19 protein-coding genes and 1 pseudogene are annotated in these 21,792 nt (G+C 69.8%); 1 reads left to right on the top strand and 19 read right to left on the bottom strand.

Features of this window, described 5'->3' with window-relative positions:
* Window positions 1-16 precede the first annotated feature (16 nt).
* From mdoH to ACSQ2G_RS09925, 15 genes and pseudogenes are all read right to left on the bottom strand, one after another.
* A pseudogene (mdoH, locus tag ACSQ2G_RS09855) lies at window positions 17-1,822 on the bottom strand (glucans biosynthesis glucosyltransferase MdoH); the annotation flags it as partial.
* Window positions 1,823-2,042: 220 nt separating this feature from the next.
* The gene (locus ACSQ2G_RS09860; protein ID WP_436030380.1) at window positions 2,043-2,792 is read right to left on the bottom strand and encodes an alpha/beta fold hydrolase; all 750 of its coding nucleotides are present in this window, start codon (window positions 2,790-2,792) and stop codon (window positions 2,043-2,045) included.
* A 43-nt stretch (window positions 2,793-2,835) separates the two neighbouring features.
* The gene (locus ACSQ2G_RS09865; protein WP_436030382.1) at window positions 2,836-4,422 is read right to left on the bottom strand and encodes an alpha/beta hydrolase; all 1,587 of its coding nucleotides are present in this window, start codon (window positions 4,420-4,422) and stop codon (window positions 2,836-2,838) included.
* A 26-nt stretch (window positions 4,423-4,448) separates the two neighbouring features.
* Complete coding sequence (locus ACSQ2G_RS09870; protein WP_436030384.1) at window positions 4,449-4,946, bottom strand: RNA pyrophosphohydrolase; 498 nt, start codon at window positions 4,944-4,946, stop codon at window positions 4,449-4,451.
* Entirely contained in the window at window positions 4,943-6,124 is a 1,182-nt protein-coding gene (locus tag ACSQ2G_RS09875; protein ID WP_436030385.1) for a divergent polysaccharide deacetylase family protein, read from the bottom strand. Before ACSQ2G_RS09875 ends, ACSQ2G_RS09870 begins: the two co-directional genes overlap by 4 nt.
* A 198-nt stretch (window positions 6,125-6,322) precedes the next feature.
* Complete coding sequence (locus tag ACSQ2G_RS09880; protein ID WP_436030387.1) at window positions 6,323-7,717, bottom strand: S41 family peptidase; 1,395 nt, start codon at window positions 7,715-7,717, stop codon at window positions 6,323-6,325.
* 113 nt (window positions 7,718-7,830) lie between these two features.
* Window positions 7,831-8,886, bottom strand: coding sequence for a murein hydrolase activator EnvC family protein (locus tag ACSQ2G_RS09885; RefSeq protein WP_436030389.1), 1,056 nt, complete (start codon window positions 8,884-8,886; stop codon window positions 7,831-7,833).
* Window positions 8,887-8,901: 15 nt separating this feature from the next.
* Window positions 8,902-9,366, bottom strand: coding sequence for a 23S rRNA (pseudouridine(1915)-N(3))-methyltransferase RlmH (gene rlmH, locus ACSQ2G_RS09890; RefSeq protein WP_436030391.1), 465 nt, complete (start codon window positions 9,364-9,366; stop codon window positions 8,902-8,904).
* Between the two features lie 158 nt (window positions 9,367-9,524).
* Window positions 9,525-9,953, bottom strand: a complete 429-nt coding sequence (gene rsfS / locus ACSQ2G_RS09895) for a ribosome silencing factor (RefSeq protein WP_310086008.1) — start codon at window positions 9,951-9,953, stop codon at window positions 9,525-9,527.
* Between the two features lie 93 nt (window positions 9,954-10,046).
* Window positions 10,047-10,496 (bottom strand): hypothetical protein, encoded by a 450-nt coding sequence (locus tag ACSQ2G_RS09900; protein ID WP_436030393.1) that lies wholly within the window; start codon window positions 10,494-10,496, stop codon window positions 10,047-10,049.
* Entirely contained in the window at window positions 10,468-10,968 is a 501-nt protein-coding gene (locus ACSQ2G_RS09905) for a Panacea domain-containing protein (protein WP_436030395.1), read from the bottom strand. Before ACSQ2G_RS09905 ends, ACSQ2G_RS09900 begins: the two co-directional genes overlap by 29 nt.
* Window positions 10,969-11,039: 71 nt before the next feature.
* Entirely contained in the window at window positions 11,040-11,693 is a 654-nt protein-coding gene (locus ACSQ2G_RS09910) for a nicotinate-nucleotide adenylyltransferase (protein WP_436030397.1), read from the bottom strand.
* Entirely contained in the window at window positions 11,659-12,933 is a 1,275-nt protein-coding gene (locus ACSQ2G_RS09915; RefSeq protein ID WP_436030564.1) for a glutamate-5-semialdehyde dehydrogenase, read from the bottom strand. Before ACSQ2G_RS09915 ends, ACSQ2G_RS09910 begins: the two co-directional genes overlap by 35 nt.
* Before the next feature lie 119 nt (window positions 12,934-13,052).
* The gene (locus tag ACSQ2G_RS09920) at window positions 13,053-13,811 is read right to left on the bottom strand and encodes a hypothetical protein (protein WP_436030399.1); all 759 of its coding nucleotides are present in this window, start codon (window positions 13,809-13,811) and stop codon (window positions 13,053-13,055) included.
* A 152-nt stretch (window positions 13,812-13,963) separates the two neighbouring features.
* A complete protein-coding gene (locus tag ACSQ2G_RS09925; protein WP_436030401.1) occupies window positions 13,964-14,521 on the bottom strand; it encodes a hypothetical protein in 558 nt (185 codons plus the stop codon).
* A gap of 1,168 nt (window positions 14,522-15,689) precedes the next feature.
* On the opposite strand from ACSQ2G_RS09925, the gene ACSQ2G_RS09930 reads away from it, so the two are divergent.
* Window positions 15,690-18,038, top strand: a complete 2,349-nt coding sequence (locus tag ACSQ2G_RS09930) for a GH92 family glycosyl hydrolase (RefSeq protein WP_436030403.1) — start codon at window positions 15,690-15,692, stop codon at window positions 18,036-18,038.
* Between the two features lie 7 nt (window positions 18,039-18,045).
* Here ACSQ2G_RS09930 and ACSQ2G_RS09935 read toward each other — a convergent pair whose 3' ends face one another.
* The 4 genes from ACSQ2G_RS09935 to obgE form a co-directional block, all read right to left on the bottom strand.
* The gene (locus ACSQ2G_RS09935) at window positions 18,046-19,020 is read right to left on the bottom strand and encodes a DUF6624 domain-containing protein (protein ID WP_436030405.1); all 975 of its coding nucleotides are present in this window, start codon (window positions 19,018-19,020) and stop codon (window positions 18,046-18,048) included.
* Window positions 19,021-19,113: 93 nt separating this feature from the next.
* Window positions 19,114-19,524 (bottom strand): DUF3574 domain-containing protein, encoded by a 411-nt coding sequence (locus ACSQ2G_RS09940; protein ID WP_436030407.1) that lies wholly within the window; start codon window positions 19,522-19,524, stop codon window positions 19,114-19,116.
* Window positions 19,525-20,658: a glutamate 5-kinase gene (proB, locus tag ACSQ2G_RS09945; protein WP_310085884.1), complete on the bottom strand. Its 1,134-nt coding sequence runs from the start codon at window positions 20,656-20,658 to the stop codon at window positions 19,525-19,527. It lies immediately after the preceding gene.
* Window positions 20,659-21,723, bottom strand: a complete 1,065-nt coding sequence (gene obgE / locus ACSQ2G_RS09950) for a GTPase ObgE (RefSeq protein WP_436030409.1) — start codon at window positions 21,721-21,723, stop codon at window positions 20,659-20,661. It lies immediately after the preceding gene.
* Between the last annotated feature and the right edge of the window lie 69 nt (window positions 21,724-21,792).

Genomic DNA, 21,792 nt, shown 5'->3' on the forward strand with positions numbered 1-21,792 from the left:
CGCGCTCGCCCGGGGTCAGCAGCAGGCCGGCGTCGCGCAGCCGCACGCCGCGGGCGATGCTGGCCGTCCACCAGACGATGAACGGCGCGGCGACCAGGCTGGTCGCCGCCACCGCCAGCCAAGGCGACAGGCCCGCGCCCATCAGCGGGCCCAGGGCCGCCAGGGCGACGCCGATCAGCATCTCGGGCCAGTGAAAGGCCAGGGCCGCGCGGCCGCTCAGCCGGCCCTCGTCGCGCTGCTGGGCCGACCAGCCGGCGTCGCGGCCCAGGGCCACCGACAGCAGGGCGCGGGTGTGGGCGGCCATGATCACCGGCGCGGTCAGGGTCGAGGCCAGGGTCTCCAGCCCGACGCTGGCCAGGGCGCGCCAGGCGCCGCCGAACCGGCTGGCCTGGCCCTCGGACAGCATCAGGGCGTAGGACATCAGCTTGGGCAGCAGGACGAAGGCCAGGCTGACGGCCAGCACGATGGCCCCCGCCAGCGGATAGCCGCCGGCCTCGCCGGTCCGGCCGTCGGGCGCGGACAGCAGGGCGCCGGTCACCACCAGGGCGATCCACAGCGGCGCCAGGGCGTAGCTCAGCACGCCCCGCGCCAGGTGCAGTCGGCTGACCGGATGCAGGCCGCGCGCGCCCAGCACGCCCAGGTGCTGCAGGTTGCCCTGGCACCAGCGCCGGTCGCGGATCAGGTGGTCGATCAGGGTCGGCGGGCTCTCCTCGAAGCTGCCGGTCAGCGCCGGGGCGAGGCGGACGCCCCAGCCGGCCCGGCGCAGGAAGGCGGCCTCGACGAAGTCATGGCTCATGATGTGGCCGCCGAACGGCTTTCTGCCTTTCAGGTGCGGCAGTCCGCCAGACTGCGCGAAGGCCTTCACCCGCAGGATGGCGTTGTGACCCCAGTAGTTGCCGTCATGGCCGCTCCACCAGGCCACGCCCCAGGCCGCCAGCGGGCCGTAGAGGGTGTTGGCGAACTGCTCCAGCCGGCCGAACACCGTGCGGCGCCCGACGATGGTCGGGGCGGTCTGGATCAGGCCCAGCGACGGGTCGCGCTCCATGGCCGCGGCCAGCCGCCACAGGGTCAGGGCGTCCATCAGGCTGTCGGCGTCCAGCACCACCATGTGGTCATAGGCCCCGCCGTGGCGGCGCACCCATTCGGCGATGTTGCCGGCCTTGCGATCGAGGTTCTCCGGCCGATGGCGGTAATAGGCCCGAGGGCCGACGCCGCCGCGCCGGAAGGCGGCGAAGCCGCGCTGCTCGTCGGCGACCACCTCGGGCCGGCGGCTGTCGCTGAGCACGACGATGTCGAACATCGGCGTCAGGCCCAGGGCGTGCAGCCCCGCCCGCATCGTCGCCAGCCGGGCGAAGAACGGTCCGACGTCTTCGTGATAGATCGGGGCCAGCAGGGCGGTGCGGGTGGTCAGGGGCCGCAGGGGCGCCTGGGCCACGGTCCGCTCCCAGGTGTCGGCCCGGCGCGACAGCCACAGCCCGCCAAGGCTGGCGGCGAACGAGAAGGCCATCCAGCCGAACAGCACCAGGATCAGGCCGACATGCGCGACCTCCAGAGCGTCCAGCCCGTCCTCGGCCATGGCCGCCGTCACCGCCGACACCGCCAGGCCGGTGGCCAGGGCGCAGAAGGCCGCCAGGGCCGCCCGCCGCCGTCCCAGGCCCGGAACCGGCGCGAAGCGGCGCGGCTCGGCGGGGCGATGCAGCGGTTGGTCCGGCATGGCCAAGGGGGCCAGCGGCGGCGCCGTGGGCTCCGCGCGGACGTCGGTTCCGGCGAAGGAACGACGCTCCGATTCGCGTTGTTGTAGCGGATGGGTATAGGCGTGCATGAAAACCTCTTCGGCGCGGAAACACGCCGCACGCGTCAAGGTTCCTGAAGTTTAGCGACTCTATTACATTAGTGTTCTGACGCCGAATTTCTGAGCAAATCGGCCCCGAATACTGTCAAGCGCCGGTCATTTCGCCGCGCGCAAGTCAAGGAAGGGCCGTGAAAGGGCCGCAATTCGGCGGCAGCCAGGTCCTGGCGCAAAACCGGGCTCGGAACCGGAATCAGGCGGCCGCCCGGCCCTCGACGGCGATGAAGTCCAGGCAGGCGGCGGCGACCTCTTCCCAGCCCGGTTCGCCCGGCAGCCAGTGGCTCATCGACGGGAAGACCTCGCAAGATCCGCCCAGCCGCGCGGCGGTCTGACGGACGGTGGCCGGCGGATGGATCACGTCCTTGCCGCCGGCGATCGCCAGGGTCGGCACGCCCACGGGGCTGGCGCCAGTGGTCATGAACGGGTCCATGAACCAGTTCAGCGTCTCCCACAGCGCCCGGCCGCTCTCGGCGTGCATCTTGGCGTAGAGACGCTTGCGCTCGGCACGGGGCAGGCGGTCCAGGGTATAGCTTTCGACGACGCCATAGTCGGGCGCCACGGCCTGCAGCCAGTAGGGTCCCAGGGCGTAGAGGCTGACGGCCGACGCCGCCTCCTCCAGGGACGAACCGGTGACGCCCCAGGGCGGGGATGGGGCCAGCAGGATCAGCCGCGAGACGCTGGCGCGGGCGGCCGCCATCTGGGCCACCAGCCCGCCCATCGAGTGGCCGATCAGGATCGGCGGCTCGCCGCAGGCCTCGCACAGGGCGGCGATCTGCTTGGCGTAGTCGACCATCGAGCGGCCGGCGACCAGGGCGCCGTCGCCGTGCCCCAGCAGGTCTGGGGTCTGGACGACGTGGCCAGCGGCCTCGAATGGGCGGCGGAACGCGTCGAACGTCCAGCCGCCGCAGAAGGCGCCATGCACCATAATCACCGGAGTCGCCATGCACGCCTCGCCTGTTCGTCGGCCGGAGCGCCGAGCGTTCAGCCTACACGCTCTTCTTCGGTGATGGCGAAGATTTGGCGGCCGATTTTGTTGCGGGAGTTTTGGCCGTTTTCGCAGGCGCAGGCGCCGGAGCCTTGGCGGCGGCGGCGGCGGCGGGCTTGGCCGCCGGCTTGGTTGCGGGAACGGCTTTGGGAGCGGCCTTGGCGGTCGCCTTCGCGGCCGGCGCGGTTTTGGCCGCCGGCTTTTCGGCCGCCGGCTTGGGCGTGGCGGTCTTGGCCGGAGCCTTGGCGGCGGCGGGCCTGGCCTCGGCCTTCGGCTTGGCCGTAGGCTTCGCAGCGGGCGGCGCCTTGGCGGCCTTCGGGGTGGACGCGGCTTTCGGGGCGCTGGCCTCCGCGGCTGGCGCGGTCTTTGTCGCCTTGGGCGTCGCGGCGGCTTTCGGAGCGGCCTTTGCCGTCACCTTGGCGGTCGGAGCGACCTCGGCCGCGGGTTTCTCGACGGCCGGTTTGGGCGCTGTGGTCTTGGCCGGGGCTTTCGCAGCCGCCGGCTTCGGGGCCGGCGCGGCCTTGGCGGCCTTGGGGGCCGGCGCCGCCTTGGGAGCGGCCGCCTTGGCCGAAGCGGGCTTGGCGGCGGCCTTCGGCTTGGCCGGGGCCTTCGGGGCCGCCGGAGCGGCCTTCGCCGTGGTTTTGGGGGGCTTTGGCTCGGGGGTGATCGCCGTCGGCGCGGCGGGGGCCTTGGCGGCCGGGGTCGGCGCGGGTTCGACCGGAGCCGGGGCGGGCGTCGGCGAGGGCTCCGCGGCCTTCACGGGTTCGGGCGCAGGCACCGGGGCGGAAGCCGGAGGCGGGCCCGGAGCGGCTTTCGGTTTGCCCGTCAGCCAGGCGATCACGTCGTCGAGAATGCTCATCGTGTTTGGCTCGTCTATCAGGTAATGGGCGTTGTTGGGGTAGATCTTGAGGTCGGCGGCCGGATATTTTCGGCCGACGCGCCGTACGTCCTCGAGAGGCGTGGTGCGATCCAGGGCGCCGGCCAGGACCAGCACGGGGACGGTCACCTTCGCGGCGTCGACATGGGCGGCCCGGTTCGGATCCTTGTGCGGCCAGGCGAGGTCGGCCAGCACCTGTCCGCTGTCGTGGACCATGGTCGCGTACAGCGTGTCGTGGCGCGCGGCCGGCACGGCGTTCATGACGCCGAACTTGAAGCCCGTCTTCCACATCTTGCCCGCCCTAGTCTCGGGCTTGGACTGTAGGGCCATGTTCAGGAAGGTAAAGACCGACGAGAGCTTGGGCTTGCCGCGGGCGTCGGCCGGCGAGGCGGGGGCGAACAGCACCAGGCGATCGGCCTGGCCGGCCTCGGCGATCTTCTGGGCGATCAGCCCGCCCATGGAATGGCCGAAGACGATCGGCTTCCTGCCGTCCTCCTTGGCCAGGGCCTGGGTCAAGGCGCTCATCTCGGCGACATAGTCGGCCAGGGTCAGGCCGGCCAGGCCCGCCCGGGGGCCGTCGACCGTACGCACGGCCGAGCGGATGGTCGGCGACACGACGCGGTAGCCCTCGGCCCGCAGCCGCGCGGCTACGGGATCCCAGACGTCTCCAGCACAACCGTAGCCGTGGATCAGCAGGATCGTGTCCGCCATTCCATGCTCCCCAGCGCGGCGAGATTTCAGCCGCCGCGCGCGAACCCACCGAACGCGGCGACGACCTGTTCGTACACCGCGCGCTTGAAGGGTACGATCAGTTCGGGCGTTTCGTCGAGAGCGCCCCATTTCCAGGCGTCGAACTCGACATGGGCGTCGGCCTCCAGGTCGATCTCGGACTCCTCGCCCAGGAAGCGGAAGGCGAACCACACCTGCTTCTGGCCCTTGAATCCACGGGCCTTTTTCGACGAGGCGAAGTCGGCGGGGAAGTCGTAGATCAGCCAGTTCTCGGTGCGGCCCAGATATTCGACCGAGATGACGCCGGTCTCCTCGGCCAGTTCGCGGCGCGCCGCGGCCAGCAGGTCCTCGCCGTCGTCGACCCCGCCCTGCGGGAATTGCCAGTTGTGGGGCGGCGGCTGGTTGTGGCGCTTGCCCAGCCAGACGCGGCCGTCCGGGTGGAACAGCACGACGCCGACATTGGGGCGGTGGTCGGGGTAGGGATCGGGCGTTTGGCTGGGACTCATCGCTTGGCCATGGCCGAGGCGGGGGCCAGTTGCAAGCCCCTCCCGGACAGGCCGGCGGCCCACAGCCGCACCTGGTTGATGGTCACCGGATAGGCGAAGCCCGAGCCCAGGGCCTGGCCGCGACCGGCGGCGCCGGCCTCCAGCATCTTCAGCTGGCCGTCGATCGAGCCGGCCGCCAATTCGTCGTCGATGATCCGGTCGGCCGAGGCGCGGGGGATCGGGCCGCCGCGCAAGCTGGCCTGGCCGTCGTCGATGAAGGCCAAGCCCCGGGCCTTCAGGGCCAGGGTGAAGGTGGTCATGGCCGTGTCGCTGGTGACGAACCGCGAGCCCAGATAGTTGGTCAGGCCATAATAGCCGGTGGCCCGCGACATCAGCCATTCCAGCTTGCGCACCGTGTCCTCGGGGCGGTTGGCGGTGATCAGGGTGTAGGGGCCCGGGTCGTTGGCCGGATAGTCGACCGGCTCCATCGGCGCTTCCAGCAGGACCTCGTGGCCGTGGCTGCGGGCCAGGTCGATCCAGCCCTGCAGCCCTTCCGCATAGGGGGCGAACGACAGGGTGATCTCGGGCGGCAGGGTCTCGATGGCCGCGCGGGTGGTCTGGGGGTTGAGGCCCAGGCCGCCGATCACCAGGGCCACCTTGGGACGGCCGTCGGCTGTGAACGGACGGGCATAGGCCTCGGCGGCCGTCCGGCCGTCCGGCGCGATCACCGGCAGCGAGCCGCCCCCAGGGCCCGGGGCGTAGAGGCCGGCGATCGGCGCGGCGGGCAGCGGGCCGTCGGCCGAGGCGACGGTCGGCGGGGCGGCGATCGTCCCGGTCTCGGCGTCGTCGGCCGCGGCGTGGCTGACGAACGGCAGGTTGGACAGGTCCAGGGCCCCCGGCAGCAGCGGGGCTTCCTGCTCGCCCTCGCCGACCAGGGCCTCGCGCCAGCCGGGCGGGACGTTCCTGGTCGTGCCGATCTGGTCGAGCGCCACGCGCACCAGGGGCGAGCCCTTGTTGGGGTCGCCGGTGACCAGCACCAGCAGGGCCAGGCTGAGCAGGAACAGGAAGGCCGCGGCGCTGGCGCCGATGAACGGATTGGCCGCCGCCGCCAGGATCCTGGCGCGCAGGTCGCCGTCCTCGCGACCGGACGCGGACGCGTCGGCGCTGTAGGCGGGCTTGCGGGAGAAGGTCACGGCCATGGGGTCCGAGCCTAGGCGGGAAGCGCCGAATATATGGTTAATGAAGGGTGCGGCGGAATGGCGTCCAACCCCCTTTCCCTCCCCCTTGTGGGGAGGGTGGCCCCGTAGGGGTCGGGTGGGGTTGATGAGTCAGCGGACCCCACCCACCAGCTTCGCTGGTCCCCCCTCCCCGCAAGGGGGAGGGAAAGGCTCGTCGGTCTACTTCTTCTCCACCGGCGGGCCTTTGCCGGCCGCGGCGGCGGCCTTGGCTGTGACCTCGGCGATCTTGGCGGCGGGCTTGGGCAGCTTCGGCACGGCCTCGACCGAGCCGGCCTTCAGCACGGCGATGGCGCGCTGCAGTTGGAAGTCGCCCTTCTTGTCGTCAAAGCCGGTGGGCGGGGCCTCGGCGGGGGTATGGACGCCCTGGCGGCTCTTGCCTTCGTCGGCGTTCAGCGCGTTCTTGAAGCTGGCCTCGCTGAACCACACGCGGTTGGCGATGTCCTGGGCCTGGTCCTTGGTCTGGGCCACTTCCAGGTCGGGCGCGATGCCGGTCTTCTGGATCGAGCGGCCCGACGGGGTGAAGTAGCGGGCCGTGGTCAGTTTCAGGGCGCCGTCGGCCCCGCCGCGCAGCGGGATCACGGTCTGGACCGAGCCCTTGCCGAAGCTGGTGATGCCCACCAGCTCGGCCCGATGGCGGTCCTGCAGGGCGCCGGCGACGATTTCGGCCGCTGACGCGGAGCCCTGGTTGATCAGCACCACCACCGGCAGGCCCTTCAGGATGTCGCCGCCCGGCTTGGCGTTGTAGCGCTGGATGTCGCGCGGGTCGCGGCCGCGCTGACTGACCACCTCGCCGCCGTCCAGGAACACGCTGGAGACGCCCACGGCCTGGTCGAGCAGGCCGCCGGGATTGTTGCGCAGGTCGAAGATCAGCCCCTTCATCTGAGGATTCTTGGTCTTCAGCTCGTTGATCGACGCGGTCAGGGCGTCGGTGGCCTTCTCGTTGAAGCCGGGCAGGCGGACATAGCCGTAGTCGCCTTCCATGCGGGCGATGGCGGCCTTGGGCTTGATCACCTCGCGCGTCAGCTTGACGTCGAACGGGTCGGTCTTCTCGCGGGCGATGGTCAGGGTGACCACCTCGCCGGCCGCGCCGCGCATCTGCTTGACCGCCTCGTTGACGGTCAGGCCCAGCACCGACTGGCCGTTGACGGCGGTGATGTAGTCGCCGGCCTGGATGCCGGCCCGCGAGGCGGGCGTACCGTCCATCGGCGAGATCACCTTGACCACGCCGTCCTCGCTGGTGACCTCGATGCCCAGCCCGCCGTACTCGCCGCGGGTGGTGTCCTGCATGTCCTCGAAGCTGTCGGGCGACAGGTAGCCGGAATGCGGGTCGAGGCTGGTCAGCATGCCGTCCAGGGCCGCCTCGATCAGCTTCTTGTTGTCGACCTCGGAGACGTACTGGTTGTCGACCGTCTGCAGGACGTCGCCGAACAGCTCCAGCATCTTGTAGGTCTCGCCCTTGCTTGCGCTGGTCGCCTGGGCGATAGGGCTGACATAGGCCATGGTCCCCGCGCCGAGGACGAAGGCCGAAACACCGATGAGCAGGTACTTGCGCATGTGGCCGAAATGGCTCCCTGACGACGCCGTCGCGCCGCGTTAAAAACTCGTCGTTCCGCCTGACTAGAGCGGACCCTTGTTCATTTGACGGCCATCATCGCTGAAAAAGCCGTCTATCGCGATCCCTGTTTCAGCCAGCGCTCCGGATCGGCCGGAACGCCGTCTTCCCGAACCTCGAAATAGAGTTCTGGCTCCGAGGCGCCATGGTCCGCCATCCGGCCAACCGTCGCGCCGGGTGCGACAGATTGTCCGGGCGCCACCGAAACCTGGTCCAGGCCGGCCAGCACCAGATGGTAGGCGCCCTGAGCGCGCAGGATCAAGACCGTGCCCCAGCCGTTCAGCGGTCCGGCATATTCGACCACGCCGGCGGCGGGACTGGCCACGGCGTGACCCTTTTCCGTGCGGATCGTCAGGCCGGCGGCGCGGCCGCCGACCGGCATGACCTGGCCAAAGCGACGCGCCAGCGGCCCGGGGGCGGGCAAGACCAGGACCAGCGGCCCGGTGGCCGGCCGCGGCGTCAGGCCGTCGGTCAAGGCACCCAGTGTGCCCTGGTCGTCTCCAGTCAGCGCTTCTTGCGCGTAAGCGCGTTCCAACTGCGTCTTCTCGACGATCATCCGCTCCAGATCGCCCTTGCGGTCGGCGACCAGGCTCTCGGCGGTGAACAGCTCCTCGGAGGCGGCGGCGGCCTGGCGGCGCAGGGCCGAGACGGCGCGGGCCTGGCGGGCGTAGCCGTCCGCTCTCGCCTGCAGCTCCGGGGTCATGGCGCGGATGAGGATCGCGGCCCGCACCGCGTCGCGGGCGTCGTTCGGGCTGACCAGCAGGGCCGGCGGCGGATCGCGGCGGAAGAGCTGCAGGGCCGACAGCAGTCGGGCCAGCTGGCCCCGGTCGCGGCCCAGCTCGCCGACCAGGGCCGACTCGCGCTGGTGCAGGGCCTCCAGCCTGGCGCGCTTGGCCGAGACGTCGTCGCCGGCGTCGACCCGCTGGCGGCCCAGGGCGTCCAGCTCGCCGCGCAGGTCGGCGATCTCGCGGCGGGTGTCGGCGGCGGCCTGCTGGTCCTTGGCCTTCTGGCTGAGCGGCCCCCGCTGGCCGACCTGGGCCGCGACGAGGCCGCCCGCGCCCAGCAGGGCGGCCAGGAGGCTGGCGGTGATCAGGACGACGCGGCGCGACATATGCCGATCAATGCCTCAATCGCGGTGATACGGCGAGCCCGCCAGTATGGTGACGGCGCGATAGACCTGTTCGGCCAGCATCGCCCGGGCCAGGGCGTGCGGCCAGGTCTGGGGTCCGAAGGCCAGGGTCTCGTCGGCCGCGGCGAGGATCGCGGGGTCCAGCCCGTCGGCCCCGCCGATCAGGAACACGACCTTGCGGCAGCCGTCGTCGCGCAGCCGGCCCACGTGCTCGGCGAAGGCGCGCGAAGGCCGCACCTTGCCGTGCTCGTCGCAGGCGATGACATAGGCGCCCTCCAGGTGCGGGCGCAGCACCTCGGCCTCGGCGGCCTTGCCGGGCTTGCGCGCCTCGACCTCGACGATCTCGACCGGCCCAAGCGCCAGGGCGCGGCCGGACGCGGTGGCCCGGGACGCATAGTCCACGGCCAGCTGCGCCTCGACCATGCGGCCGAGCTTCCCGACGGTGAGGAGGGTGATCTTCATCAGGGCCCTGCGTTGAAACCTCGTCTCCCGCGGATCGGCTAAGCCGATCCGAGCCAAGAATGGGCGACACGCTCAGGATGAGGTTTCAAGAATGACGCGGACGATAGGCAGCCCTCATCCTGAGCTTGTCGAAGGACGAGGGCGGACCCGCAGACAGCCTAGTTCGACGCCATCCGGTGCGGCGCGTCGACGGCCCAGATCTTCTCGATGTTGTAGAACGAGCGGACTTCGGGGCGGAACAGGTGGACCACCACGTCGCCGGCGTCGATCAGCACCCAGTCGCAGTGCGGCAGGCCTTCGACCCGCGCCTTGCCGAAGCCGCTCTCCTTGAGCGCCCGGATGATGTGGTCGGCCAGGGCGCCGACGTGACGGTGCGACCGGCCCGACGCCACGATCAGGCTGTCGGCGACCGAGCTCTTGTCCGTCAGGTCGATGTGGACGATGTCCTGGGCCTTGTCGTCGTCCAGACGCGACAGGATCAGGGTCTCGAGGGCCTTGATACTCAGGTCCAGCTCGGACTCGTTCTTGGTCGAGGTATCGGGGGAAACCGTTCCCTCGTGCGCCTGGGGCGCGGGGTCGCTACGCAGCGGAAATGCTCCTTGATGGCTTCGCGCAATAGCTCCCATAGCATGGATGACTCCAAATGATGAGGGGGAACGTGGAGATGGGCGATTCAGGGATCAGCGAGATGCCGTGCGCGTTGCTTTCGCGGCTCCGAAAAGTCCGCTGACGACGAAGCCGACGAGACCGATCGCGGACGCGGCGGTGCTGCCGGCAATGATCCCCAGCACCGTGTCGGATATGTCAAATCCACCAATTTTGAAGCCGCTCAGTAGAATGATCACGCCAACGAACGCGCAATAGCCGATCAAGAAACGGAACACCTTGCCGGCATACGGTTCCATCATCCTCGTGCGGACGTCGTCGTAGGTTTGCTGGCCCTTGAGGCCTTCGTTTTCGGCGCGGAGGCGTTCATTTTCGGCCGACAGTTCGGCGATCGTTTCCAGATAGACCTGGCTCTGGGCGGCATCGAAGTCCTGGGGATCCGGAAAGGTCGGAGCCCCGCCGATAATGGACGGATCAAGCCTCGGCCCCTTGGATCTAGGCGGCACGTTGAGCCAGCGCGTCATAATAGGTGCGGATCACCTCGTCTTCGATCCGAGTATTGCGTCCTCGCTGAAAGGCCTTGAACCAAGGCGTGTCCGGCTGGTGGGTCAATGCGGAGAGCCGAGCGGCGCTGAGGTCGCCGTACCGCGACCAGACTTGAGCAATCACTTCGCGCTCACGAGGGGTCAGATCGGCGCGATAGGGCGCGGCCTCTCCCGTCTTGCCAAAGAAACTGGAAATCTTGCTGTCATCGGGGCTGATCAGCCGGCCAATCGGCTCGCTGCCAAAGAACTTGGTATGCTCGTAGAGATCCCGGACGACAGGCCCAAAGCTCCAGGCCTCTATGTCGTCGATGATGAGCGGCGCGTCATTGATCGCCCAGTTCCAGCCATGGGCGATATAGGTGAGCTTCTGCAACTGCATCTGGGTCAGGCGCTCGGCCGCCCCAGGCAGGCGCAGGAACTCGTTCGCTATTTCAACGGCCTTGTAGGGCATGAGCTGTTCCGCTTGTGTTCCGACCATACACCCGCGACGCGCGAAGGAAAACCCGCAACCGCGCTGTTGTTTCAGCCCCTGGTCTGCCGCCCGCGCAGCGCCGTCGACGAGGCGAAGTTCAGCGGGCCGGTCAGGTAGACCCAGGCCGGGGCGGTAGCGTCGGCCAGGATCGCCGCGGCGCTGGACGGCTTGCGGGCCCAGGCGAAGCGGCGGGCGGCCGGCGAGGTGCGGGCCTTCAGCGCCGCCCAGGGGCGCGAGATCACCGCCACCGGCACCTCGCGCATGATCTGGGTCCAGCCGCGCCAGCGGTGGAAGGAGGCCAGGCTGTCGGCGCCCATGATCCAGACGAACTTCACGCCCGGGAACCGCGCCCGCAGCACCCGCAGGGTGTCGATGGTGTATTGCGAGCCCAGCCGCGTCTCGGCGTCCGAGACGATCATGCCGGCCCCGCGCGCCTGCTGCCGGGCCCCGGCCAGGCGCTCTTCCAGCGGCCGCGTCTCATGCGCGGATTTCAGCGGGTTCTGCGGCGAGACCAGCCAGATCACCTTGTCTAGCTCCAGGCGTCGCAGGGCCGTCTCGGCGACGTGGGCGTGGCCCTCGTGCGCCGGGTTGAAGCTGCCGCCGAACAGGCCCACGCGCATGCCCGGTTCCAGATGGAAGCCCAGGCGTTGCGCGGCGGGTCTGCCAGCTTCAGGGACGAGTCTGGCCGGTCCCGCGAACCACATATTTGAATGTCGTCAGTTGCTCGGCCCCGACCGGGCCGCGGGCGTGTAGCTTGTCGGTGGCGATGCCGATCTCGGCCCCGAAGCCGAACTCGCCGCCGTCGGCGAACTGGGTCGAGGCGTTGACCAGCACGATGGCGCTGTCGACCAGGGCGACGAACCGCTCGGCCGCCGCCACATCCTCGGTGAGGATGGCGTCGGTGTGGCCCGAGCCGTAGGCGGCGATGTGGGCGGCCGCGCCCTCCACCCCGTCGACCACGGCCACCGAGATCGTCGGCGCCAGGTATTCGGTCGACCAGTCGGCCTCGACGGCCGGCTTCATGGTCGGTTCGATGGCCCGCGAGGGACCGTCGCCGCGCAGCTCGCAGCCGGCCTTGATCAGGGCGTCGGCGATCGGCGGCAGCAGGCGCGAGGCGGCCGCGCGGTCGACCAGAAGCGTCTCGGCCGAACCGCACACCGACACCCGGCGCATCTTGGCGTTCAGCACGATGTCGACGGCCTTGCGGGGATCGGCGGCGGCGTGGACGAACACGTGGTTCAGGCCCTCCAGATGGCCCAGCACCGCCACCCGGGCCTCCTGCTGGACCCGCGCCACCAGGCTCTTGCCGCCCCGGGGGATGATCAGGTCGATCGTCCGGTCCAGGCCCGACAGGATCGCCCCCACCGCGTCGCGGTCGGGGGTGCGGACGATCTGCACCGCGTCGGTCGAAATCCCCGCCGCCTTCAGCCCCTTGGCGATGGCCGCGTGGATCGCGAGGTTGGACTGCAGGCACTCGGAGCCGCCGCGCAGGATCACGGCATTGCCCGAGCGCACGCACAGGGCGGCGGCGTCGGCGGTGACGTTGGGCCGGCTCTCGAAGATCATGGCGATCACGCCGATCGGGGTGCGCACCCGGGCGATGTCCAGGCCGTTGGGCCGCGTCCAGCGGGCGGTCTCCACGCCCAGCGGATCGGGGATGGCGGCCACGGCCTCGACCCCGGCGGCGACGCCTTCCAGGCGCTCGGGGTTGAGCATCAGCCGCTCGACCATCGGCGCGGTCAGGCCGCCCGCTCCGGCCTTGTCCAGGTCGCGGGCGTTGGCGGCCAGGATGGCCGGGGCGTCGGCGCGGATAGCGGCGGCCATGGCCTCGAGCGCGGCGGTGCGCTGGGCTGGCGTGGCCACGCGCAGGGCCGACGCCCCGTGCCGCGCCGCCTGTCCCATCGCCGTCATCGCCGCCTGCAAGCTCATGCCCGCGTCGTCCATCGCCATCCTCCGATCCCGGATATGCTCCCCCGATATGCTCAGAGTGAGGCTTACCTAGGCGCTTTGCGGCGGCGGGGGAATGGGGAAAGGGTGGCGGGGGTGTTAGCGGGGCTGGGGGTTCAAGCGAGTTCAGCCAGAAGGCGTTCCGTTAAGTCGGCGATGGTGTTGAAGTCGGCTTGCAGTTGATAGTGAAAAATCACTGGATTGGGATCGACGAGGGAATGCACCATGAACGGAGTGAAATGCCGCAAGCTGTCGCGTTCTGAGCAGAGACGCTGATAGGCCTCCAATTCACCGCGCATCAAAGCGGCATTGGCTTGAGCCTCTAATACTTGGAAGTCTTGGGACCGGCCAGGGTCTACGCTGAACGGTGGGATGTAGAGGGGAATGCGATGTGCTAGTGCATCGCGGAAGTCTTTTAGATGGGTGAACCAGGCGTCGAAAGTTTCGAGATGAGTTCGAAATTCACTTGAAAATGACGCACGTACTTGGCGGTAGCCTGGTCCCAGACCGATCCACCTTGCAGGTAGAGGTTGGTTATCAGGGCCGGTAACTTCACGTTCATGGACCCAAATCCATGCAAGATTTTCACAACAACCGAACGTGTTGAACGTGAAAGCTTGAATGTGGATCGTCGCATCGGTGATGTCCTGTCGATCTGGAACAACTATCTGCGCCGGAGGTAAAATCTCAGAAACGCGATTGATGCATCGTGTAAGCGTTCCAAGGCGGCGTGCGAGTCCGTGATCCGCATGTTCGCGGGCTAAGGCCGTGCGAAAAGGTGTTGTGACTAGCTGTTGGCATAGTTGTTGAAACTTGGCGCCGATCTCCCGGCGGCCGACCTCGAGTTCAGCGATTTGCTCGGGACTAAACGGCATGTTTGGACCGTAGGCACCATCGACCCCAGGTCAAGCTTGAGTGCCCTTCAGGCAACTCACCAATTGGGGGCCACGTACTATTCGCCCCACCCGCCCCGGATGGGACCACGCCTTAAAGCCTTGGTGGATCGGAGCTCTGGCGTCTGGCCGTGTCAAGGACGACGCGGAGCGCGGTCGCTATAGGAAAATTGCGGCTTCTGATCGAGACGCAAGGGTCCGTCCTCGGGGCTGCGGGGGCAGGAATTAGCGTCGACGACCTCGACGAAATCGAGCGCCCCAATCCTGTATCGACTGCCCAGAGGGTTGGAGGTTTGGGAGCGATGGGCTCGGGGCTTCACCTTCAAGACCATGCAGGCGAAGTCGGCATTGTTTTCCACCGCCCGAGTCAGCGCCCGCTCAAGGACGAGTTCCTTCTCCGACGGCGTGTGCGTGTTGTCGTGGATGTCGGCGTCGGGAAAGTTCAAGGCCAGTACGTTGCTGCAGAAGTCGAGGCAGCCGATGTCGCGCACATAGACGCCTTCGATGTTCTTGGCGCTGACCATGGCCCTCACCGTGACCGTGCCGAGGAGCACAGGAGGCGTCGCCCAGCGCGCCTCCACGAGGTCGCGCACTGAGACCACCCGCGCAGGATCTCTCGCGCCGCAGCCCGTAACGATCAGGCCAAGGCAGGCCACGACGGCGATACGGTATGGGCGGTGCTTGGTAGGCATTAGGTCGGTCCCCCCGGTGGCTGTCGAGCGGTTGCACCCCATCCGCCCCGGATGAGGCCGCGCCTTAAAGCCTTGGTGGATCGGAGCTCTGGCGTCTGGCCGTGTCAAGGACCGGCCTCCGGCCGGCCGCGTCGCGGCGGCGCGACGCGCCGTCCTTGACACGGCCAGACGCCAGAGCAGGCTCGCCATCAAGGTTTCAAGGCGCGGCCTCGCCGCTGGCGGGCGGTTGGCGATCGCGGCCGGGGACGCGCTCTCACGGCACGGCGCGGATCAGGTTCGCAGAGCGGTTGGGGTGAGTGCGTGTCCCCAACGGACCCGCTGAGTTTGGCGCTGAAGTCGCATGACCCCGTGGATGCGGTTGGGGACATGCACTCACCCCAAGGCCGTGGATCGATCCGCAAAGCCTTGCCGTGAGAGCACGTCCCCGGCCGTGCTCGGCGTTCAGCGAACAAACTCCGGCGATTTCAACGCCCTGAACTTTCTCGACCCGTTTCTGTCCTCACCCTTCCAGACCGCCCTTATCCTGTACCCACCTCGTCGCAGGGAAAGGGCGCATGGCCAGCGACCGATGCGGCGGCGGGGGGCGATCGAGCGGGAAGCTCCGTCGGCGGTCCCTTGGGATCAAACCTCGCGTCTCCAGGGCCGGCCGGGCATGGAACACTAAAACGGCGTGGCGCGAGGGCTGGCGGAGCAACAGGCGGGCGGTGACGCGCTCGCGGTCCGGGACCGGGGTTCGTTGACCTGGCCCGCCCGTCGGAGGCTTCAAGGCGGCGAGGTCCGAACAGGGCTCAGCGCCGCGGGCTTCCGGATAACGACCGCGCGGAGCGATCGGGCTTCGTCGAAAACGGTTACTACTTCAAACACTCCGGACGATGTCCGGCGCTCCGCGTCCCTTTCCGTCAGCTCAGCGGCTTTCCGCGTGAGGCGGCGAAGCCGTGCATCCAAGATCCTCCCCCTGTGGGGGAGGTGTCGGCGCAGCCGACGGTGGGGGGAGTAATCGGCCGATGGCCACAACCCGGATCGACGACCCTAAAACTCCCCCCACCGATCGCTGCGCGATCGCCTCCCCCACGGGGGGAGGGGCTGGATACGCCGGGTCGCCGCCCAAATCGGATGACGGCCCGCCTCTCCAGCCGCTAGGGTCGCCGCGCCCCTGAAGGAGAATCCCATGCGTCCTGGACTGGTGCTGGCCGTGGTCGCCGCCCTCGCCGCCTCTTCGGCCTTCGCCCAGGACAAATCCGCCGCCCTCACACCCTACGACGCCGTCGACCCGTTCATCGGCACGGGCGGCGACGGCCATACCTTCCCCGGCGCGGTCGCCCCGTTCGGCATGGTCCAGCTCAGCCCCGACACCGACATCCTGCCGTTCAAGCAGAGCTACGCCCGCGCCGCCGGCTATCGCTACAGCGACCCGACGATCCTGGGCTTCTCGCACACCCACTTCTCCGGCTCGGGCCATTCGGACCTGGGCGACGTCCTTCTGGCCCCGGTCAGCGGCGAGGCGAAGCTGGAGCCCGGCGAGGCCGACAAGCCGGGCTCGGGCTACCGCTCGCGCTTCACCCACGATGGCGAGGTCGCCCAGCCCGGCTACTACGCCGTGTCCCTGACCGACAGCCAGGTGCGGGCCGAGCTGACGGCCGGCCCGCGCACCGGCCTGCACCGCTACACCTTCCAGAAGGGCGCGCGGGCCCAGGTGCTGCTGGACCTGCGGTCTTCGATTTACAGTTATCCGGGCAAGGTCAGCTGGTCGCGGATCCGCGTCGCCGAGGACGGCACGGTGACGGGGATGCGCGAGACCCGCGGCTGGGCCCCGGGCCGCCAGCTGTATTTCGCGATCCGCTTCAGCAAGCCGCTGGTCGGCAAGGCGCTGTACAACAAGGAAGAGGCCGTCCCCTACAAGGGCTTCGCCCAGCCCGGCCGCACCGCCTTCGACCGCGCCCAGGTGGAGGGCCGGGCCCTGGTCGGGGTCTTCGACTTCGGGACGATCGACGGGCCGCTGGTCGCCAAGGCGGCGATCTCGTCGGTCAGCGAGGCCAACGCCGTGCTGAACCTTTCCAGCGACGAGAAAGGCTTCGACTTCGACGGCCTGCGGGCCCGGACCCGAGCGGACTGGGAGAAGGCCCTGGGCGCGGTCGAGATCGCCGCCCCGGCGCAGACGCGGACCAATGTCTACACCGCCCTCTACCACGCCCTGCTGGCCCCCAGCGTGTTCAGCGACGTCGATGGCCGCTATCGCGGGCCCGACAACGAAGTGCATGAGGCCCGGACCTCGGATGGAAAGGGCTTCACCTTCCACTCGACCTTCTCGCTGTGGGACACCTTCCGCGCCGAGCACCCGCTGCTGACCCTGGTCCAGCCGGAGCGGCGCACCAGCGACGTGGTCAATTCGCTGATCGCCTCGCAGCAGGAGAGCCCGTACGGGATCCTGCCGGTCTGGCAGTTCCATGGCCAGGAGACCTGGACGATGATCGGCTACCACGCCGTGCCGGTGATCGCCGACGCCTACCTGAAGGGGATCCGGGGCTTCGACGAGAAGGCCGCTCTGGACGCCATGGTCAAGAGCGCCACCTACGCTCCCTATGGGGGGCTGGGCGACTACATGGCGCTGGGCTACGTGCCGATCGACAAGGAGCCGGAGGCCGCTTCCAAGACCGTCGAATACGCCTATGACGACTGGACCATCGCCCGCATGGCCAAGGCCATGGGCCGCGATGACATCGCCGCGACGTTCCAGAAGCGGGCCGGAAACTGGCGCAACAGCTTCGACGTCAAGACCGGCTTCCTGCGGGCCCGCAAGAGCGACGGGACCTTCCGCGCGCCGTTCGACCCGACGGCGATCAACTATGGCTCCGACTACACCGAGGGCAACGCCTGGCAATATTCCTGGTTCGCGCCGCAGGACCTGGGCGGGCTGGTGGGGCTGATGGGCGGCGACGCGGCCACCGTCCGGAAGCTGGACGCCATGTTCGACTTCGACAATTCCAAGCTCGACTACTCGCACGCCGAGGACATCGCCGGCCTGATCGGCCAGTACATCCACGGCAACGAGCCCAGCCACCACGTGGCCTATCTGTACGACTACGCCGGCGCCCCGTGGCGCGCCCAGGCCCGGCTGACCCAGATCGTGAAGTCGCAGTACAAGCCCACGCCGGACGGCCTGTCGGGCAATGACGACCTGGGCCAGATGTCGGCCTGGCTGGTGTTCACGAGCCTGGGCTTCTACCCGGTGGCGCCGGGCTCGAACGAATATGTCATCGGCCGGCCGTTCGTGGAGCAGGCGGTGCTGAACCTGCCGAACGGCAAGCGGTTCACGGTGCGGGCCGTGGGGCTGTCGGACGCCGCGCCCTATGTCGGCGCCGTGACCCTGAATGGCAAGCCGCTGCCCAGGAGCTTCCTGCGCGACGCCGAGATCCGAGCCGGCGGCGAACTGGTCTTCACCATGAGCGCCACGCCCAACAAGGCCTGGGCGACAGGGGTGAAGGACCGGCCGATGTCGATGACGGGCTATGGGAAATAGGGCGGGGTCACGGAGCCTTGAAGTTGGCGCAGGCGGTTGCGCCATGCGCCTGGTATTCCGCTATGGGCGGCAGGACCACGGCCGCGCGCCGGGCGTCCAGGCCGTCAGGGTCCTTGACCGGGAGCGGCTCCCAGCGACCGGGCGCGACGCAGTCGCCCTGGGTGCCGTAGGTCTGCAGCGCCTTGGCGTTCACCGCCACCCGGTCGGTGAGATAGGCGTAGTTGATCCGCGCCCCCACACCGGTCTCACCCGCCAGGAGGGGGAGGACGGCGCGCTGGAAGGCGGGGTCGCGGTCGGCGTGCTGCAGGATCAGCCAGGCGCGCTTGTTGGCGACTTCGCCGTCGCGGGCGGTGGTGAACCAGCCGGAGGTGCGCCACTCGGCCTTCAACCAGGCGGTGTTTTCGGCGTCGACGCCGCAGGTCTTGGCCGACAGGGGGCGCATGACCATCTGACGCCGCGGTCCCTGGGGCATGGCCTCGACGTCGTGGAAGGTATGACGCCAGGCCTGGTCCCGGGCGACGCGGGCGAAGAGCTGGCGATGGCGGGGATCGCTGGCGGCGACGGCCGCCTTGGCGTCGGCGCGCACGCCGTCATAAGCCCGGCCGACGTCCTCGCCGTTCAGGGCCTTGGTGACGCGGGCGTAGATCTTATCAAGCTGGTCGTTGGCGGCCTTCCAGTCGGCCCGCCAGGCGGCGGCGTCACGGGCCTGGAGGGCGCTGGCCAGGCCCCCGCGCACGAAGGCCTCGGCCTCGGTCTCGCAAGCGTCGGGCGCGGCGGCCAGGCGCGCCGCGAACGCTTCGTCCAAGGTCTTGCTCAGGGCCACCATCTGCTCGTCGCCCAACCGCTCGCGCAGGGCGGCGTAGTCGAAGGCGCGGGCCGCGGCGGGGTCGTCCAGCAGGGACGCCACCGGCGAAGGGGCCGCGGTCGCCGCGACCAGGGTCAGAGCGCCGACCGCGCCGGCCAGACGAAGAAATGGAGTCATGGCCACGCCCTCACCCACGATCAACTTTCGGTGGCAGGCTCCTTCATGGCGCGATCCAGGTCAAGCTTCGCTCGGCGGGCGCGGGGGCGAGGCCTAGAACCCCAGGCAGGCCGGCTGGGTGACGATCATCACCGCCTCCTGGGAGAAGCGGGCCTTGTACGCCGCCCGCACGGCGTCCAGCCTGTCCTCGCCGCCGGCGCGGTCGGGCAGGGCCAGGATCACCACCTTCGACGGCTCGCGGCCGACGACGCCATCGGCGCCGCGCCACTGGCCAGTGGCGTCCAGCACGGTCAGGCCGTCGGGGAAGCGCGGGGTCAGCTCCTCGTCGACGAAGCGGGCGAAGTCGGCGTCCGAGACGCCGACCTTGTCGCCGATGTCGCGGCCGAAGAACAGCTGGGCGGTGCGGCCGGGGCTCTGGCCGGCCGGGCAGGCCGCCGGGGCCAGGCCGGCGCAGCCGCAGAGCAGCGCCGCGCCGGCCAGCAGGGGCGCCAGCGCGGTCCGCATCTAGCCCCCTACCGCCAGGTCGTCGGCGTGGATCATCGGGCCTTCGGTGAAGCCCAGCTCGGCCTCGATGGCGTCCGAGCGCAGGCCGGCGATGCGGTGGGCGTCGGCGCTGTCGTAGCGGACCAGGCCCCGGGCCACCTCGCGGCCGGTCTCGTCGCGGACGCGGACGGCGTCGCCCTTGTCGAACGGGCCCTCGACGGCGCGGACGCCGGCGCAGAGCAGGCTCTTGCCGCTGGCCAGGGCGGCGGCGGCACCGGCGTCGACGGTCAGCCAGCCCTGGGGGGCGAGCGACCCGGCGATCCAGGCCTTGTACGCGGCGGCCGGCGAGGCGCCGGCTTCGATCACCGTGGCCAGGGCCCCGTCCTCGATGGCCTGCAGCGGCGCGGGCCGCGAGCCCAGGGTGATCAGGGTGGCGCAGCCCGCGGCCCGGGCGATGCGGGCGGCGGCGATCTTGGTGGCCATGCCGCCGGTGCCGACCCCGGCCGAGGCGTTGGCCCCCTCGGCCATGCCGGCGATCTGCGGCGTGATCTCGCTGACCCGGGCGATGTGGGTGGCGGTCGGGTCGCGGCGCGGATCGGCGGTGTAGAGGCCGTCGATGTCGGACAGCAGCACCAGCAGGTCGGCCCCGACCATCTGGGCCACGCGGGCCGCCAGGCGATCGTTGTCGCCATAGCGGATCTCCTCGGTCACCACCGTATCGTTCTCGTTGACCACCGGCACGACGTTCAGGGCGATCAGGGTCTCGGCCGTGGCGCGGGCGTTCAGCCAGCGGCGGCGGGTCTCGGTGTCGTCGCGGGTCAGCAGGATCTGGGCGGCGCCGATCCCGTGCGGCTCCAGCGCCTCCTCCCAGGCCCGCATCAGCACCGACTGGCCGGCGGCGGCGGCGGCCTGCTTCTCGGGCAGGGTCAGGGACTTGCGGCCCGTCAGGCCCAGGCGTCGACGGCCCAGGGCCACCGCGCCGGACGACACCACCACCACCTGCTGGCCGCGCTTGCGCAGCCGCGCCAGGTCGGCGCAGAAGGCGTCCAGCCAGGCGCGGTCGGCCGCCCCGCTGGCGGCGTCGACCAGCAGGGCCGAGCCGACCTTGAAGACGATGCGTTTGGCGCGGCTGAGCGCTCCCCCGGACGCGCTCATTTACGGCTGCCAGCCCCCGGGGGTCTCCTCGACGTGATCCTCGTCGTCCTCGATCTCCTCGATCGCGTCGCCCCGGCGGATGCGCACCTGGGTGAAGGCGGCGCGCAGCAGCTCGGTGACGCCTTCGCCCGAGACGCCGGAGACCAGCATCGGCTTGACGCCGGCCACGGTCTCGAGCTCGGCGGCCTTGGCCGCGCGGGTCTCGTCGTCCAGGGCGTCGACCTTGTTCAGGGCCAGGATCTCGGACTTGTCGGCCAGCTCGTCGCCATAGGCCTCCAGCTCGCCGCGGATCGTCGTCCAGGCGCTGGCGATGTCGTCCTGGGTGGCGTCCACCAGGTGGATCAGCACGGCCGAGCGTTCGACGTGGCCCAGGAACCGGGTGCCCAGGCCGGCGCCCTCGCTGGCCCCCTCGATCAGGCCCGGGATGTCGGCCATCACGAAGCGTTCGCTGGTGGAAAGGTCCACCATGCCCAGGTTCGGGGTCAGGGTGGTGAACGGATAGTCGGCGATCTTGGGCTTGGCGGCGCTGGCGGCGGCCAGGAAGGTCGACTTGCCGGCGTTGGGCAGGCCGACCAGGCCGACGTCGGCGATCAGCTTCAGCCGCAGCCAGACCCACAGCTCCTCGCCTTCCTGACCGGGATTGGCGTACTTCGGCGCCTGGTTGACCGGGCCCTTGAAGTGCAGGTTGCCCCAGCCGCCGTTGCCGCCCTTGGCCAGGCGCAGGGTCATGCCGGCGGTGTCGAGGTCGGCGATCAGGGTCTCCTTGTCCTCCTCCAGCACCTGGGTGCCGACGGGGACCTTCAGGATCACGTCCTCGCCGGCCGCGCCGTGACGCGCCCGGCCCATGCCATGGACGCCCGTCCCGGCCTTGAAATGTTGCTGGTAGCGGTAGTCGATCAGGGTGTTGAGGCCCTCGACCGCCTCGATCCACACGTCGCCGCCTCGCCCGCCGTCCCCGCCGTCGGGGCCGCCGTATTCGATGTACTTCTCGCGTCGGAACGAGACCGCGCCGCCGCCGCCGTTGCCGGAGCGGACATAGATTTTGCACTGGTCCAAGAATTTCATGAGCGTCTTTTGTCCCAAGGCGGCTTTCGCGTCGAGCCGAAACCCGCCTACGGCCAAGCCTGGGAGGCC

The sequence above is a fragment of the Caulobacter sp. LjRoot300 genome, assembly GCF_964253875.1.
Lineage (GTDB): Bacteria > Pseudomonadota > Alphaproteobacteria > Caulobacterales > Caulobacteraceae > Caulobacter.